Source organism: Parvibaculum sp. (assembly GCF_045863935.1).
Lineage (GTDB): Bacteria > Pseudomonadota > Alphaproteobacteria > Parvibaculales > Parvibaculaceae > Parvibaculum.
The window spans coordinates 14683-29206 of sequence record NZ_BTVP01000040.1; the positions used below are offsets into that span (position 1 = coordinate 14683).

The following is a 14524-nucleotide window of genomic DNA, read 5'->3' on the forward strand; positions in this document are numbered from 1 at the left end:
CCCGGACGTTCCGGTCGCGGCGTGCGCCTTGGCGCTGATACGGGTACTGGTTCAGTTGGCTTGAATCTAGGAATGCCCTCCCGCAAGGTCAAGGTTGCCCGATTGCCGCAGGTTTTGCGTGGCTTAGCGCCATTTCCAGCATTTCCGCGGGCAGGTCCACGAGTTCCGGCGCATCCGTCCACAGCAATCCACAGCGAATCGCACGATCGGGATAAATCCGGGCGAGCACCGCGCGGTAGGCCGCCATCTGCACGAGATAGGCCTCCGGCACCCGGTCGAGCGCGAGGGGCGGCGGCCGGTTCGTCTTGTAGTCGACAATCGTCGCTGCCTCTTCGGTCACGCAGAGACGGTCGATCTGGCCGCCGACGAGAAGCGTCCGCCCGCGAAACTCGATCGTTCCCGTGACCGGCACTTCGGCGCGGCTCGGCGGCGCGAAGACATCGGCAAAGCGTTCATCGTCGAGAACGCGGAAGACGGCGCTCTCGATCTCCTCTCTCTCGTCGCCGGAAAGACCGTGCGCGGGCAAGGCGAGAAAGCGCGCCGCCGCCGCGTGACGTTTTTCCGGCAAGACATCCGGAAGCGTCTGGAGCAGGCGATGGATGAGACTGCCGCGCCGGAAGCGCTTCGTTCCGTCATCGGCGAGCGGAGAGAGAACGACAGGCTCCGCGACGCCCTCGGGCGGCAGACGCGAGGGCGCAAGCGGGCGGACGAGCGCGGGTTCTTCGGGCGCAGCCTTCGACGCCCAGGCAGGCAGTTCGGCGGGCTCCGGCCTCGCCGCCGCTTCCTCCGTTTCGACCTCGCGCCGCTGCTCGCCCTCGATGCGCCAGACGATCCGGCCATCGGACGTTTCGGCCTGCGTCGCATCCGCCAGAAGCGCGCTGCGGGCGAGCTCATACCAGCACTCTCCGGAGGGCGGATTCACGCCGCGATAGCCGGCGATGTAGAGCCGGTCGCGGGCGCGCGTCATCGCGACATATAGAAGCCGCCTGTATTCCGCCGCCTGAAGCTCGCGGCGGAAGGCGCGCGCGGCGGCACTCACCTCGTCCTCATCCTTCTTTCGCACGGGCCAGAGCAGCAATTCCGGTCCGTCCTTTTCGAGCGGCGGCAGAGCGAGGAGTGCGGGATCGTGCGCACCGCCCGGTGCGGCGCATGTATCGGGCATGAAAACGATTTCGGCTTCGAGGCCTTTCGCGCCATGCACCGTCATGATGCGCACTTCGTTGCGGCCCTGATCCATGTCGCGCTTGATTTCGGCCGCGCCGCGCTCCAGCCAGTGAAGGAAAGCTTCAAGCGAAGGCGGGTGGCTGCGCTCGAATTCGAGCGCGAGCGAAAGGAACTCGTCGATCGGGTCCGCCGCGTCGGGACCGAGCCGCGCCAGCAAGCGGCGGCGGCCGTCCTCACCCGCAAGCACCTGCGCGAAGAATTCGTAAGGCGGCTCGAAATCCGCACGGTCGAGCAGCCGCGAGAGCAAAGCCTCCGCTTCCGCATAGCGCGAGTTCCCCTTCGATTTTTCGCGCAGGGTCTTCCAGAGCGAGCCTTTCCGTGCCCATGCGAGATCGAAGAGCTCATTTTCATCGAGACCGGCAAGTGGCCCCTTCAGCACCGTTGCGAGCGTGAGATCGTCGTCCGGCAGCAGCACGAAGCGGCCGAGCGCAACGAGATCCATCACCGCCATCTGCTCGGTGAGCACCATGCGGTCCGCGCCCGCGACCGGAACACCGCGCGCCTTCAGGTGACGAACCATCTCACCCACAAAGGCATTGCGGCGGCGCACGAGAATGAGGATGTCGCCGGGCTCAATCGGCCGGCCCTTGGCGAGAAGTTTCTCTCCGCTCTTCAGCCAGCCGTCGATAGTCGATGCGATGCGTGCCGCAAGACGGGACATGGGCGCCTCGCCCGTCATGTAGTCGAGCGGTGCATCCCAGGGGCTCGCCTCCTCACCCTCCTCCGGCTCTTCAAGCTCCCAGATCTCGACAAGACCCGCATCGAGGTCGCGATGTGCGATATGCGGATCGAGTTCTCCCGAGGCGGTCAGACCGTTGCGTGCCACCTCAAGTTCGAAGACGCGGTCGACCGCACGGAGCACTTCGGGGACCGAACGGAAGGAACGCGTGAGCGGCACGTAATCCCAAGGCAGTTCCGCCGCCTTTACGCGCTTCTCGAAATAGCGCTTCATCTCGTCGAAGCGCGCGGGGTCGGCGCCCTGAAAGGAAAAGATCGACTGCTTTTCGTCGCCGACCGCGAAGATGGTGCGCGCAACGTCGCGCGCGCCGGTGCCCGACACGAACTCGTCCGCAATTCGCGCAACGACGTCCCATTGTTCGGGGCTCGTATCCTGTGCCTCGTCGACGAGGATATGGTCGATGCCACCGTCGAGTTTGTAGAGCACCCAGGGCGCCATGCTGCTCGTCGTCAACAGCGCGCGTGTCTTTGCAATCAGATCGTCGTAGTCGAGCAGAGCTCGCGCCCGTTTTGCGCTCTCGAACGCATCGAGAATGGCGATTGCAATCGTCACGATCGCTTCCGTCGCCTCGGCGACACGGATGGCGCGAACGCGGGCGAGAAGCGCAACGATACGGGCCTGTTCCTCCTCCAGCGCAAGGGCCGCCGTGGCATTCTGCTCTGCGAGCTTTTTCGTCATGAGGGTTTTGCGCGGCGTCATCTCCTTCGTCAGGAAGATGGCTGTGTAATCGTCCACCCGCTCGACGCGGTGGTCGGGGCCGGTGAGAAAGCCATGCAGAAGCGCCGCGCGTTCGGCATCCGTCTTCGTGCCGCCGGAAAGCACCTCCGCCGCATGGCGCATCGCCGCTTCGGGCAGGTTCGCGATTTCAGCAACGAGATCGCCGGCAGAGGCGCCGGGCTCGACGGAAAGCGCCGCGCGAACCGCCCGGCAGATGCCGTCGAGGCCGCCGAAGCGGTCGAGCATGCGCGCGAAGTTACCGCGCTGGCCGGTCACTTCCTTCAAGAGCTTTCCGAAGGCGAGTTCGTCGACACGCGAAACGATATGCGCAAGTGCGCGTCCGAGCGGCGTGTCCGGTTCGGCTCCGGCGCGCCTCAACACGGTGTCGCGCACCTCGTCCATCAGTTCTCCGGAACTGCGCTCATCGAGAATTTCGAATTGCGGCGGCACACCGGCCTCAAGCGGGAAGCGGCCGAGAAGTCTTTCGCAGAAGGCATGGATCGTTTGTATTTTCAGGCCACCCGGCGTCTCGATGGCGCGAGCGAACAGCTTGCGCGCGTCATCCAGCATCTTTCCGTCGGGCTTGCGGCCCTCGATTTCCTCGATCGCCGCCGAAAGCTCCTCATCGGCCATGGTCGCCCAGCCGCCAAGTCTCTTGTAGAGACGGCTCGCCATTTCGGCTGCCGCCGCCTTGGTGAAGGTGAGGCAAAGAACACGCTGGGGCTGCGTTCCTGCAAGCAGCAGGCGGGCGACGCGCGTCGTCAATGCGTGCGTCTTGCCGGAGCCTGCATTGGCCGACACCCAAACGGAGGTGAGCGGATGGGAGGCGCGGCGCTGCGCATCGTCCGTTCCGCTCTTTCGCGCCGGACCGCTCATTCGCCGTCATCTCCCGCCGACGACCATTCCTTCACACGCGCGAGATGATCGTAATCGCCATAGCGGCCCCAGAACATCGGACGCGGGCGCGACAGGTAGGGCGTGTTTTCGTCTTCGTACTGGCGCAGCAGATCGACCAGCCAGGCATAGGTATCTTCCGCGAGCGCGCCGCCGGGATCGGGGACGACGCGCATTTCGCCCGCCGTTTCACCGCCGCTGAGACGGAGATAGACCATGCGCCGTGTCTTGGCCTCCGGGATCGGTGCGTTTTCGGGAGCCTTCGTCCGGAAGCCCCCGCGCGCGGCGATGGCGGCCTCAAGCGGCAATTGCGGCGCGAGGCCGATCTCGACCTGCTTCACGCTCGGCAATGCGCCCGTCTTGTAGTCGACGATGTCGACGGTGCCATCGTCGCGCATGTCGATCCTGTCGGCCTTGCCGACCAGCGTGACCGGCCGCGCGAGTGCGCCGATTTCGATTTCGCCCTTTGCTTCGGCGACCGCGCGGCGAAGGCCTTCGCGTTCCTCGCGTTCATGCTCGACGATCCAGCGGGCGATGCGCTGGAAGCGCGGCCACCAGAAAGCGGCCACGCCCGGACGACCGATGGCGCCGGCAAAGACTTCCTCGCCGATGGCAATCAGCTTGTCGAAGGCCTCGTCCGGCATCCTGTCTGGAAAGGCATCGACAAAGCGTTCAAGCGCCTCGTGAATGATGGTGCCGCGTTCGGCCGCCGCTATGTCGGCGTCGAGCGGGTCGAGCACCGGAAGCTTCAGGATTTTTTTCGCGTAGATCGCATAGGGGTCGCGGATGAGGGTTTCGATTTCCGTGACGGAGAGACGATCCGGCCTTGATGAGAGCTGCGGCGCGGGGCGCGGACGGACGGGGTCCAGCACCTTCTCCGGTTTGTCGAGGTTGTGCGCCCATTGCCACCAATGGTTCGTGTTCTCCACTGCAGCGGCTTCGACGCCGCTGCGTATGCTTTCAAGGCGGAGCCACCAGCGCGATGCGACGGTGGGGGCGCCTTCGACTTTCAGCGCGCGCATCAGAATGGCCTCTGGCGCGGCGGCGCCTTCCGCAAAATCATGCGCCGAAAGGCCGATGCGGCGCTCGGGCGGCTCAAGACCCATGGCGGCCCGCATCGGGCGGTTGAGCCATGGATCGATGTTCGCTTCGGCGGGCCAGGTACCTTCGTTGAGACCGCCGAGGATCATGCGATCCGCATGCTGGAGGCGTGCTTCGAGCGGGCCCCAGATGAAGAGCCGCGGATGCGCGCCCCAGCGAGGGCGGAGGACGCGGGCGCCAGCAATCTCATCGAAGAAGAAGACGTAAGCGCCGGGATCGAGAGTGCCGAAGCAGGGCGCTGCCTCGATCAGCTCACGGATGAAAGCGGACGCTGCCTCGCCCGCCTCTCCCTTCCACAAGCGCTCCGGGCCTTGCTCCTGCGCCGTTGCGGCAAATCGCTCGGCGGCGGCTATATGTGCGAGAACGAAACGCGATGCCTCTCCCAGCTCGTTCATCGCCTCGATGAGCGGTGTGGCGCAGCTTTCGATCTTCGCAATGAGGTTTTCGAGGCGAGCGGCGGGGCCCGCAGTGCCCCCCCCACGCCGTGCGGCAACCTCGCTCAGTGAACGGATGGCCGCGCGCAATCCTTCGATACCCGGCGCCGGGCGCGGCCCGCGCAGCAGCCATTTCTCAAGCATCCGCACTTCGGCGCGGAAGGCGCCCGGTTCGCTGCCAGCCGCCGCAAGCGGATGTTTCAAGCAGGCGAGCAAGGGAACGGGCGCGAAATCTTCGGCGACCATTTGCGCAACGAGACGGAGGAAGGCAACGGGCGCCGTGTTTCTCAGCGGCTCGCCACCGGAATCGTTCACCTCCACATTCCATCGGCGAAGTTCCATCGCGACGCGGCGGGCGAGTTTCCTGTCCGGCGTGACGAGAGCTGCCGTCCTGCCGGGCGTCTCGAGCACTTCACGCATCAGAAGCGCGATGGCGCCCGCTTCGTCGCGCTCGCCCGGCGCTTCGATCATCGAGAGGCCGGCAAGCCCTTCGGGGGCTTGCTCTTTCAGCGCGGCAAGACGGGAGAGCCATTTTTCCGTCGTCTCGGCAGGACGCAGCGCCTCGGAGAGGAACCGCGCGCGCGCGGCGGCGCCTGCCGACCGTGCTGTGCCCGGCCATGGCTCGACATCGGCACGCGTGGCGCGAAGGTGGCCGAGAAGTTTTTTCATGCCGTATTGCGGATGGGAGGCCGTGGCGGGATCTCCGATTGCGTTCCAACTCTCCTCGTCGAGATCGAGATCGAGGCCCGGCAGCACGACAGCACCGCGAGGCAGATGTGTAACGACGCGAAGAAGTTCGGCGGTGGCGGGGATTGAGCCCGTCGATCCCGCCGCGATGACGGGCCCCGCGGGCGGCGCGTTTCTCCACGCGGTGGCCTGCGCGCGAAGGAGGCGGTTGCGGCGCTCCGCCTGTTCCATAAAGCCGAGCCGCTCAAGTTCTTCCGGCCAGCGCGCGGTCAGCACCTTCAGGAAGTCGAGCGTGATCTGCCAGTGATCCGCAAATTCCTGCGGCACGAGCGCGGCGAGCGCGCCCATGTCCGCGCCCTCTGTGAGCACCATATCGAGGAAGCGGCCGAGATCGGCGGCGAGCGCAAGCGCGCGCACCTCGCCGTCGCCGCTTTCAGCGGCGATCATGCGCGCAAGACGCAACTGGCGTTCGAGAGCGGGCATCGCCGGCGGCAGATCAAGCGCCTCGACACCGAGGCCCGCCGGATCGAGCACGAGTTCCTCCTCATCGACATCGCCCAGCGCGCGGATCGAGGGAAGCAACATCGCGGCGCCGTCGCCCGCACGGAGAAACGCATCACCAAGCGCGCGAACGGCGCGGCGTGTCGGCAGCAGGATCGTGAAATCGGCGAGAGCCGGCGATCCCTGAAAGCGCCCGCCAAGAGACGAATCGGCGACGAGCGCCTGTGCCAGCCGTTCGAGAAACGGCGTGCCGGGCGGCATGGTGAAGAGTGTCAGGGAATCGGCTCTCATGGACGCCATGGTAGCGCGACGGAGAGCGGAAATGGGATCACAAATCCCGCAGGAAGGCTTCCGCCTCGGCAAGATCGTCCGGGGCGCCGACATGCATCCAGACGCCCGTCATGCGGTGGCCGAAAAGGCGGCCTTTTTCAATCAGCCGGTCCCAGATGAGATTGGTCGAGAAGGGGCCGTCCGGTCCCTCCGCGAAAAGCGCGGGAGAGACCACCTGGACGCCTGCGAAGACGAAAGGCGCGGTGGTGGCGGGAACGCGGCGGGCGAGTGCGCCGACCGGGTCCATGGTGAAGTCGCCGCGGCCGACATAGCCGATGGTGCGGGCGGCGTCCGCGATCATCAGCAGCGCATCCATGCGCTCCGGATCGAAGGCGTCGATGAGGTTGCGGAGATTGGAGCCGAGACCCTCGACCCAGACGGAATCGGAATTGAAGGTGACGATGGGGTCGTCGCCGAGGAAAGACAAAGCCTTCTTCGTGCCGCCGCCGGTGTCGAGCAATTCGGCGCGCTCATCCGAAAGAACGATACGCGGGCCGCGCGCGCGAACCGCGAGATGCGCTTCCAGCATGTCCGCGAAGTGATGGACGTTCACCACCGCTTCCTCGATGCCCGCTTCGTCGAGACGGTCGAGCACGTGGTCGATGAGCGGCTTTCCCGCGAAGGGCACGAGCGGCTTCGGCATCGTATCCGTCAGCGGCCGCATGCGGGTTCCCTTGCCCGCCGCCATGACCATTGCGCGTTTGATCTTCATCTCCTCACGTCCTGTCCGGAAAATGCGCGTCGAGCCAGACGCGGAGCGGCGCCAGCGCGGGGTGCGCGAGATTACGCGAGAGATAATCCATGGTGCGCGGCATATGCGCCATGTATTGCGGCTTGCCGTCGCGCTTCAACAAGCGCGGCCAGAGACCGATGAGACGCAGCGCACGTTCCGCGCCGAGAACGGCATAGGACGCGCGGAACTCTTCCTCGTCGAAACGGGAAAGCTCCGCCTTCGCGCGATCGACATAAAGCGCGAGCATCGCCTGTTCGCGTTCCGCCGGCACGTCGCGGCGCGCATCCTGAAGGAAGGAGACGACATCGTAGGCGCGGTTGCCGATCAAGGCATCCTGGTAGTCGATGAGGCCGACGCGCGCGGCGCCTTTCCTGTTCTCTGGCGCGGCCCCGAGCCAGAGCATGTTGGGCGAGTGATAATCGCGCAGGAAGAGCGTTTCGACGCCCGCATCCACATGGACGCGAAGCGATGTCCAGAGAGTGTGATATTCCTCGCGCATCGCGGGCGTTGCCTCGCGGCCAAGGACGGCCGGAAAATACCAATCGAGGAAGACATCGAGTTCGGCACGGAAGACGCTGTCGTCGAAGCGCGGGACGATGTGGTCCGCACCGCTATCGCCGACGGGAAGCGCGAGCGGCGCGGGAACGGATTGCAGACGCAGCAGGGTTTCGATGCCCGCGCGATAAAGCTCGTCCAGCGTTTCGCCGGAAGGCCCCTCACCCTTCTCGATCAGCGCGCCATAGACATGGTCGCCGAGATCTTCGAGCAGCAGAAGCCCGTGGCCGAGATCGCGCGCGTAGATTTCCGGCGCGGCGAGACCGAGGCCGCGCAGATGTTCGCCGATCGCGACGAAGGGCCGGACGTCTTCGGCGAGATGCGCGATGCGGCTGTAGGCGGCGTGAGTGCCGCTGACCGGCGCGTCGGGCCCGGCGGGCCAATCCATGAGCACGGCGGGGCGGCCGCCAAGCGACAGGCGCTCGTAGCGCCGCGTGGACGCATCGCCCGCGAGCGGACGGCGCTCCGCCTCATCCCAGCCCGCTTCCTTGAGGAAGGCGCGGATCGTTTCCTCGCGCGATGTCAAATCGTCAATCCCTCGAGCCGCGCGGCCCAGCTACCAAAGCCTTCAAGCCGCGCGTGACGCATGCCTTCTCTCACGAGAGTGAGGGAGATGTCGAGACGGTCGCGCGAGAGGCGCTGTATTTCCCGTTCGGCCCGCTCAGGCCATTCGACGATGACGACACCTTCGTCCACTGCTTCGGCGAGGCCGAGTTCGCGCAGTTCCGAAGGATCCTCGACGCGGTAGAGATCCACATGGGTGACGAGAAGTGCCGGACTCTCATAGGTCTGGACGAGTGTGAAGGACGGCGAGGGAACGTCGTCGGAAAGGCCGTGCTGGCCAAGGTGCGACTGCACGAGGGCACGGGCGAGCGCGGTTTTGCCGGCGCCGAGATCGCCCCTGAGCAGGAGGAGATCGCCGGGCGCGACGAGGCGCGCCAGCGCCGCCCCGAGACGCCGCGTGGCCGCCTCGGAAGGGAGGTCGAATTCGAGGATCGCCGCCGGTTTTCCGTCCATCGGACTTTGTAGCGCGGGGGCGCGGGAAGCGGCAAGGGGGCAGCGAGCGCGCCCTCCGGGCCTCGCAATCCTCCGTAGCCGGATTAAATTTCCGGTATGGCGATGGCCCCGCGACCGGCGCTCTTTGTCCCCGCACCCGGGGACAAACACGGACGACTGTCATCGAAATGTCATCGAACTGTCACATGACGCGGCGGGGCGCTCCGACCGGAGCGGAACCGGGGATAAGGGCCATGGGGAGAAGATTTTTCTGCCCCCTTATCATTCTCCATAATGGTGCGACGCCCCGCCCCGGCCGGATGGCCACAAAAAAGTTGACGCAGGCGTCATTTTTTGGCGTGGTATAATCCCGCGCGCGGCGATCCGCCGCGAGCGCGGCTGGGGCCAGTCCCTCGAAAAACGGGTATTAAAGTCCGGTGTTTGCGTAGTTTACCTCCGCATAATTTCCGGAGATGCTGCGTGGGGGCGGCGGAAGGTCGGGGGCGGAAGCAGATTGCCCGGCAAGCCGACAGGTCCATGGGTCCCGGCTTCCGCCGGGATGACATCTATATATGGAGTGGCTCCGAATTCATCCTTATGCGGATGAAATTGCGGCGAAAGAACGCGGCAGGAGCAAGGGAGGAAGATGGCGGACGATATTCTCATCATCGGCGCGGGACAGGCGGCGGCGCAGGCCGTGCAGAGCCTGCGCGCGGAAGGCTTCGAAGGCGCGATCCGGCTTTTCGGCGACGAACCCTATGCGCCCTATCAGCGCCCGCCGCTGAGCAAGAAATTCCTTGCCGGCGAAATCGGCTATGATCGCGTGGAGCTGAAGGGCGAAGATTTCTACGCGCAGGCCAATGTGGAAACGCATTGGGGCACGCGCGTGACGGAGATCGACCGCCGCAACAAGCGCATCCTGACGGGCGACGGCCGCGAATATGCTTACGGCAAGCTCATCATCGCGACGGGCAGCCGCGTGCGCGAACTGAACGTGCCGGGCTTCGAGCTCGAAGGCGTTCACTATCTGCGCAATATCGACGACGTGAAATCGATCCAGTCGCATTTCCGCGAAGGCGCGAAGATGGTCGTTGTGGGCGGCGGCTATATCGGCCTTGAGGTGGCCGCCGTTGCGGCGAAGCGTGGGCTGGACGTGACCGTGCTCGAAACGGCGGACCGCGTGATGGCGCGCGTGGTCGACCCCATCGTCTCGCATTTCTACGAGCGCGTGCACCGCGAAGAAGGCGTGAAGATCGAGACGGGCGTGACGGTGGCGGGCTTCGAGGGCAAGGACAAGATCACCGCCGTCAGCTCCGGCGAGGGCAAGAGCTATCCTTGCGACTTCGTGGTGGTGGGCATCGGCATCATTCCGAACACGGAGCTTGCAGCGGAAGCGGGGCTCGAGGTTTCGAACGGCATCGTGGTGGACGAGTTCTGCCGCACGTCCGACCCCGATATCTGCGCGGCGGGCGACTGCACCAGCCATCCGAACGCGGTTTACGGCCACAGGCTGCGCCTCGAAAGCGTTCACAACGCGATCGAACAGGGCAAGACGGCGGCGGCGACGCTGGCCGGCAAGGAGAAGCCCTACAACCAGGTGCCCTGGTTCTGGTCGGACCAGTATGACCTCAAGCTGCAGATCGTGGGGCTTTCGCAAGGCTATACGCAGGCCGTGGTGCGCGGCGACCCGACGAGCGGGCGCAGCTTCGCGGTGTTCTATCTGAAGGACGGCGTGCTCGTGGCGGTGGACGCGGTGAACCGCGCGCCGGAATTCATGATGTCGAAAATTCTCACGCAGAAGAAGGCGGTGCTCGACCCCGCGCGCATCGCCGACGAGAGCATCAACATGAAAGAGATCGCGGGCTGAAGCCGCGGCGGGACCAACAAGATAACAACAAGAGAAGGGCGCGGAGGCGTTTCAGTTCAATGGCGAAAGTTACCTATATCGAGAATAACGGCACCGAACACACGATCGACGTGCCGAACGGCACCACGCTGATGGAAGCGGCGGTGAAGCAGGGCATTCCCGGCATCGACGGCGATTGCGGCGGCGCCTGCGCTTGCGCCACCTGCATGGTCTATGTGCCGGAGGAGTGGAAGGGCAAGCTGCCGCAAATCGAGACGATGGAAGAGACCATGCTCGATTTCTGCGAGCGCCGCGAAGACAATTCAAGGCTCTCCTGCCAGCTCGTCGCCAGCGACGCGCTTGACGGCATCAAGGTGCAGATGCCGGAGAGCCAGCACTAGGTTTTCACTCCCTACCCTCACTCGTCATTGCGAGGCGCGGAGATAGAATCAGAACGGCGCCCCTTGGGGCGCCGTCTTCTCGAAATTTAGCTTCCCAATAAGAACAAAGCAGGTACAATTTACGTTGACGTCGTTCTGCATCTGGGCAATACATAGGACACATTGTCCATTTTTGTCCCAGATTCACGGAGGCGTCCTTGGAAGATCATGCATTTCGTTCCCTGCGCGAGCAGAACGGTCTTTCCATCGACGAAGCAGCCGAGATTCTGGATGTCAGCGCCAAAACCGTCCGGCGATGGGAGACAGGAGAGACAGCGCCTCGCCGCGCCTTTGTCGAGGTCCTGACTCACCGGCTGGAATCGCGAAAGCCGCAAGAGCCGGAGAGTTCGGACTTTACGTTTATCGATCTGTTCGCTGGAATAGGAGGTATGCGGAGAGGTTTCGAGGCTGCAGGTGGAAAGTGCGTCTTCACCAGCGAGTGGGACACATATGCCCAGCGAACCTACCGCGCCAACTTTCCGGGCGACCATGAGATCGCCGGAGACATTACCCAGGTCGATGCAACCGATATCCCGGAGCACGACGTTCTGCTTGCAGGTTTCCCCTGCCAGCCATTCTCCATCGCAGGGGTTTCCAAACTCAATTCTCTCGGGCGCGAGCATGGTTTCATGAACAAGACGCAAGGCACGCTTTTTTTCGACGTGTTGCGCATTCTGAAACATCACCGCCCTGCGGCGTTCTTGCTTGAGAACGTCAAGAACCTGAAGAGCCACAACAAAGGCGACACATTCAGAACCATTCAAGGCGCTCTTGAAAATGATCTTGGCTACAGGATCAGTTGTCACGTTATAGATGCGAAGGGATATGTGCCGCAGCATCGCGAGCGCATCTTCATTGCCGGTTTCCGGGAAGACACCGGTTTCGATTTCAATCGTCTGGAGTTTCGCGATCCGACAAAAGGGCCGACGCTTGCGGAGGTCCTCCACTCGCCGGACGAAACTCCGGAAGAACGGTTTACGATACAGAAGAAGATCGGACGCCTTGGTCTCCGCACCTTTGTCGACCCGAAATATACCCTCTCAGACCACCTGTGGAGCTATCTGCAAGGATATGCCGCGAAACACAAGGCAGCGGGGAACGGGTTCGGCTTCGGGCTCAACAGGCCAACAGACAAGGCACGTACGCTATCGGCGCGTTACTACAAGGATGGCAGCGAAATCCTGATTGCCCAGCCCGGCAAGAATCCCCGGCGACTGACGCCGCGTGAATGCGCGAGATTGATGGGGTTCGACTCCGATCGTGAAACCCGTATGGATATTCCCGTATCCGACACGCGAGCCTACAAGCAATTTGGCAACGCGGTCGTAGTGCCCGTTGTCGCCGAAATCGCCAGATACATGAAACCTCACATACTGCGTATCATGGACCCTGGAGAACTCTTTGAAAGGACTTCTCCTGCGGCCCACAGGAAGGCGCAGCAGTTGCAGATGGAAGTTGGCTGACGTCGTCTCACCCGCCACCCGAAGCCGGATGATGTCCGGCATCCGGGGAAAGGATACGAAGCCGGAACTTGCCATCCGGCGCGGACTGCATGCACTCGGCTTCCGCTATCGCCTTCATGCCAGAAACCTGCCCGGGAAACCTGACATTGTTCTACCCCGCTGGCGTGCCGTTATATTCGTGCACGGATGCTTCTGGCATGGACACGACTGCCATTTGTTCAAATGGCCCAAAACCCGCACCGAATTCTGGCAACAGAAAATCACTGCCAATCGGCAAAACGATGAAAAGGCAGTCGCCGCGCTTCATGCGCAGGGATGGCGTGTGCTCATTGTCTGGGAGTGTGCATTGAAGGGCCGAACAAGACGCAACCTCGACGAAACTGTGTCATCTATTGCAATCTGGCTTCGCTCGGGCCGGAGCAACCGCAAGATCAGGGGAAGAGATTGACAGACCAAAACGAAATTGCGGTCGGTTCGTCCGGCGCAGACGCCGACCTTCTTGCGCGGCTTTTTGAGAGATCAGATCAGGTGCTGGTCAAGAAGCTTTCCAACAATGATCGAGACTGGGCTCGATACACAAATAAACACCAGGCCGGAGTCTATATTCCCCATGAGCAACGAGACAGCGGCTTTTTCCCTGCCTTGACTGCGAAAGCGCGAGGCAATGCAGAAGCAGATGAAATTCGAGAAGTATACTTCACCACGGCCTGGCCTCAGACCAGCGTGGCGGAAAAGCGGTCAAGGCTGGTTCACTATACCAGCAAGGGCCAAGAAACTCATATGACCGGTCTGCCGAAAGAGGCGTTCATCGAACTATCGCCAGCATCTCTTCTCGTGATGGGGCGTCTCTCATCAGGCAGCGAGTACAGCTACGAATGTCTGACGATTGATTCCGGCAGCGACGAGGTTCTTTTGCTCGCGGAGCTGTTTAATCTCGCAGCGGACTTTCTTGTAGACATCTTCGAGCCTGCCGAACGGAAGGCAGAGGAGCGCGGCCGAATTCTCGATTTTGCCGAACAGGTTGTCGCGGCGTGGACGAGGGGAAGCATAGCCACTTTTGCGAAAGATAACGCCGCAATGCCTTCAACCGTTGCGCTGGCGGCGAAGGCCCGACGGGCCTTTCTGGAGAAGTACGGTCTCGACAAGACCAACCCGTTTGACCTTGATAGACCGGGCGACGCGCTGCGAGAAATTAGCCGTATTATCGAGTGGGACCTGTTTCGCGATTATCAGCGCCGAGAGCGCGCTGTCGAACTGGTCCGTCTGGTGCTTGGTGACACGCCGGGCGAGATTGCGGTCCCGAGCATCATTAGAAGGCTTATCGACACATTGCCTGCGATTGACGCCCTAATGCTTTCCGCCAGCCAGCAGCGCAAGTCCCGGGCCGGCTACTCTTACGAACACCATATCGAATCGATGCTTCTCGACGGCAATATTCCGTTCGAGAAGCAAGTGATTATCGAGGCACGGAAACGACCGGATTTCGTTCTGCCCTCTCTAGCGTTCGTCGACCGCGGAACAAAGCATGCGAAGACCGGTTTGATCCTGAGCGCCAAAACCACGCTTCGGGAGAGGTGGAAGCAGGTTGAAAGAGAGAAAGGGAAGCGCAGACTTTTCCTGACGACCGTGGACGAGAATATTGCAGGAAGTTCAATTGAGGATATGGCCTCTTTCGGCGTTCATCTCGTGATCCCCGAGAGCTTGAGACTGTCAAAAGAAACAGAATACAAGGATCACAAGAACGTGGTCAGTTTCAAAGAATTTTGTAGCGAAGTCATCCAACCGAACCTCAAGTTTTGGTCAATGCAGGTGACGTGAGCCCCTGAACTTCCTCCAGATTTGAGTAGAGTCCGTCAATTGAAGG

Annotated in this window: 10 protein-coding genes; 5 read left to right on the plus strand and 5 right to left on the minus strand. The window is 62.9% G+C overall.

Annotation, left to right across the window (positions count from 1 at the left end):
- Positions 1 to 88 precede the first annotated feature (88 nt).
- The 5 genes from addA to tsaE are packed head-to-tail and all read right to left on the minus strand — an operon-like array spanning position 89 to position 8932.
- On the minus strand, positions 89 to 3556 hold the full coding sequence (addA, locus tag ACKUUH_RS14515) for a double-strand break repair helicase AddA (protein ID WP_407950629.1): 3468 nt from the start codon (positions 3554 to 3556) through the stop codon (positions 89 to 91).
- The gene (gene addB / locus ACKUUH_RS14520; RefSeq protein WP_407950630.1) at positions 3553 to 6588 is read right to left on the minus strand and encodes a double-strand break repair protein AddB; all 3036 of its coding nucleotides are present in this window, start codon (positions 6586 to 6588) and stop codon (positions 3553 to 3555) included. The genes addA and addB overlap by 4 nt, the downstream gene beginning before the upstream one ends.
- 37 nt (positions 6589 to 6625) lie before the next feature.
- Positions 6626 to 7339: a nucleotidyltransferase family protein gene (locus tag ACKUUH_RS14525; protein ID WP_407950631.1), complete on the minus strand. Its 714-nt coding sequence runs from the start codon at positions 7337 to 7339 to the stop codon at positions 6626 to 6628.
- Between the two features lie 4 nt (positions 7340 to 7343).
- Positions 7344 to 8441, minus strand: a complete 1098-nt coding sequence (locus ACKUUH_RS14530) for an aminoglycoside phosphotransferase family protein (protein ID WP_407950632.1) — start codon at positions 8439 to 8441, stop codon at positions 7344 to 7346.
- On the minus strand, positions 8438 to 8932 hold the full coding sequence (gene tsaE / locus ACKUUH_RS14535) for a tRNA (adenosine(37)-N6)-threonylcarbamoyltransferase complex ATPase subunit type 1 TsaE (protein WP_407950633.1): 495 nt from the start codon (positions 8930 to 8932) through the stop codon (positions 8438 to 8440). The genes ACKUUH_RS14530 and tsaE overlap by 4 nt, the downstream gene beginning before the upstream one ends.
- A gap of 625 nt (positions 8933 to 9557) precedes the next feature.
- On the opposite strand from tsaE, the gene ACKUUH_RS14540 reads away from it, so the two are divergent.
- From ACKUUH_RS14540 to ACKUUH_RS14560, 5 genes are all read left to right on the plus strand, one after another.
- Positions 9558 to 10778 (plus strand): NAD(P)/FAD-dependent oxidoreductase, encoded by a 1221-nt coding sequence (locus ACKUUH_RS14540; RefSeq protein WP_407950634.1) that lies wholly within the window; start codon positions 9558 to 9560, stop codon positions 10776 to 10778.
- 59 nt (positions 10779 to 10837) lie between these two features.
- A complete protein-coding gene (locus tag ACKUUH_RS14545; protein ID WP_407950635.1) occupies positions 10838 to 11158 on the plus strand; it encodes a 2Fe-2S iron-sulfur cluster-binding protein in 321 nt (106 codons plus the stop codon).
- 197 nt (positions 11159 to 11355) lie between these two features.
- Positions 11356 to 12660 (plus strand): DNA (cytosine-5-)-methyltransferase, encoded by a 1305-nt coding sequence (dcm, locus tag ACKUUH_RS14550; RefSeq protein ID WP_407950636.1) that lies wholly within the window; start codon positions 11356 to 11358, stop codon positions 12658 to 12660.
- Positions 12653 to 13108, plus strand: coding sequence for a very short patch repair endonuclease (locus ACKUUH_RS14555; protein WP_407950637.1), 456 nt, complete (start codon positions 12653 to 12655; stop codon positions 13106 to 13108). Before dcm ends, ACKUUH_RS14555 begins: the two co-directional genes overlap by 8 nt.
- Positions 13105 to 14478, plus strand: coding sequence for a type II restriction endonuclease (locus ACKUUH_RS14560; RefSeq protein ID WP_407950638.1), 1374 nt, complete (start codon positions 13105 to 13107; stop codon positions 14476 to 14478). Before ACKUUH_RS14555 ends, ACKUUH_RS14560 begins: the two co-directional genes overlap by 4 nt.
- Positions 14479 to 14524: the final 46 nt, after the last annotated feature.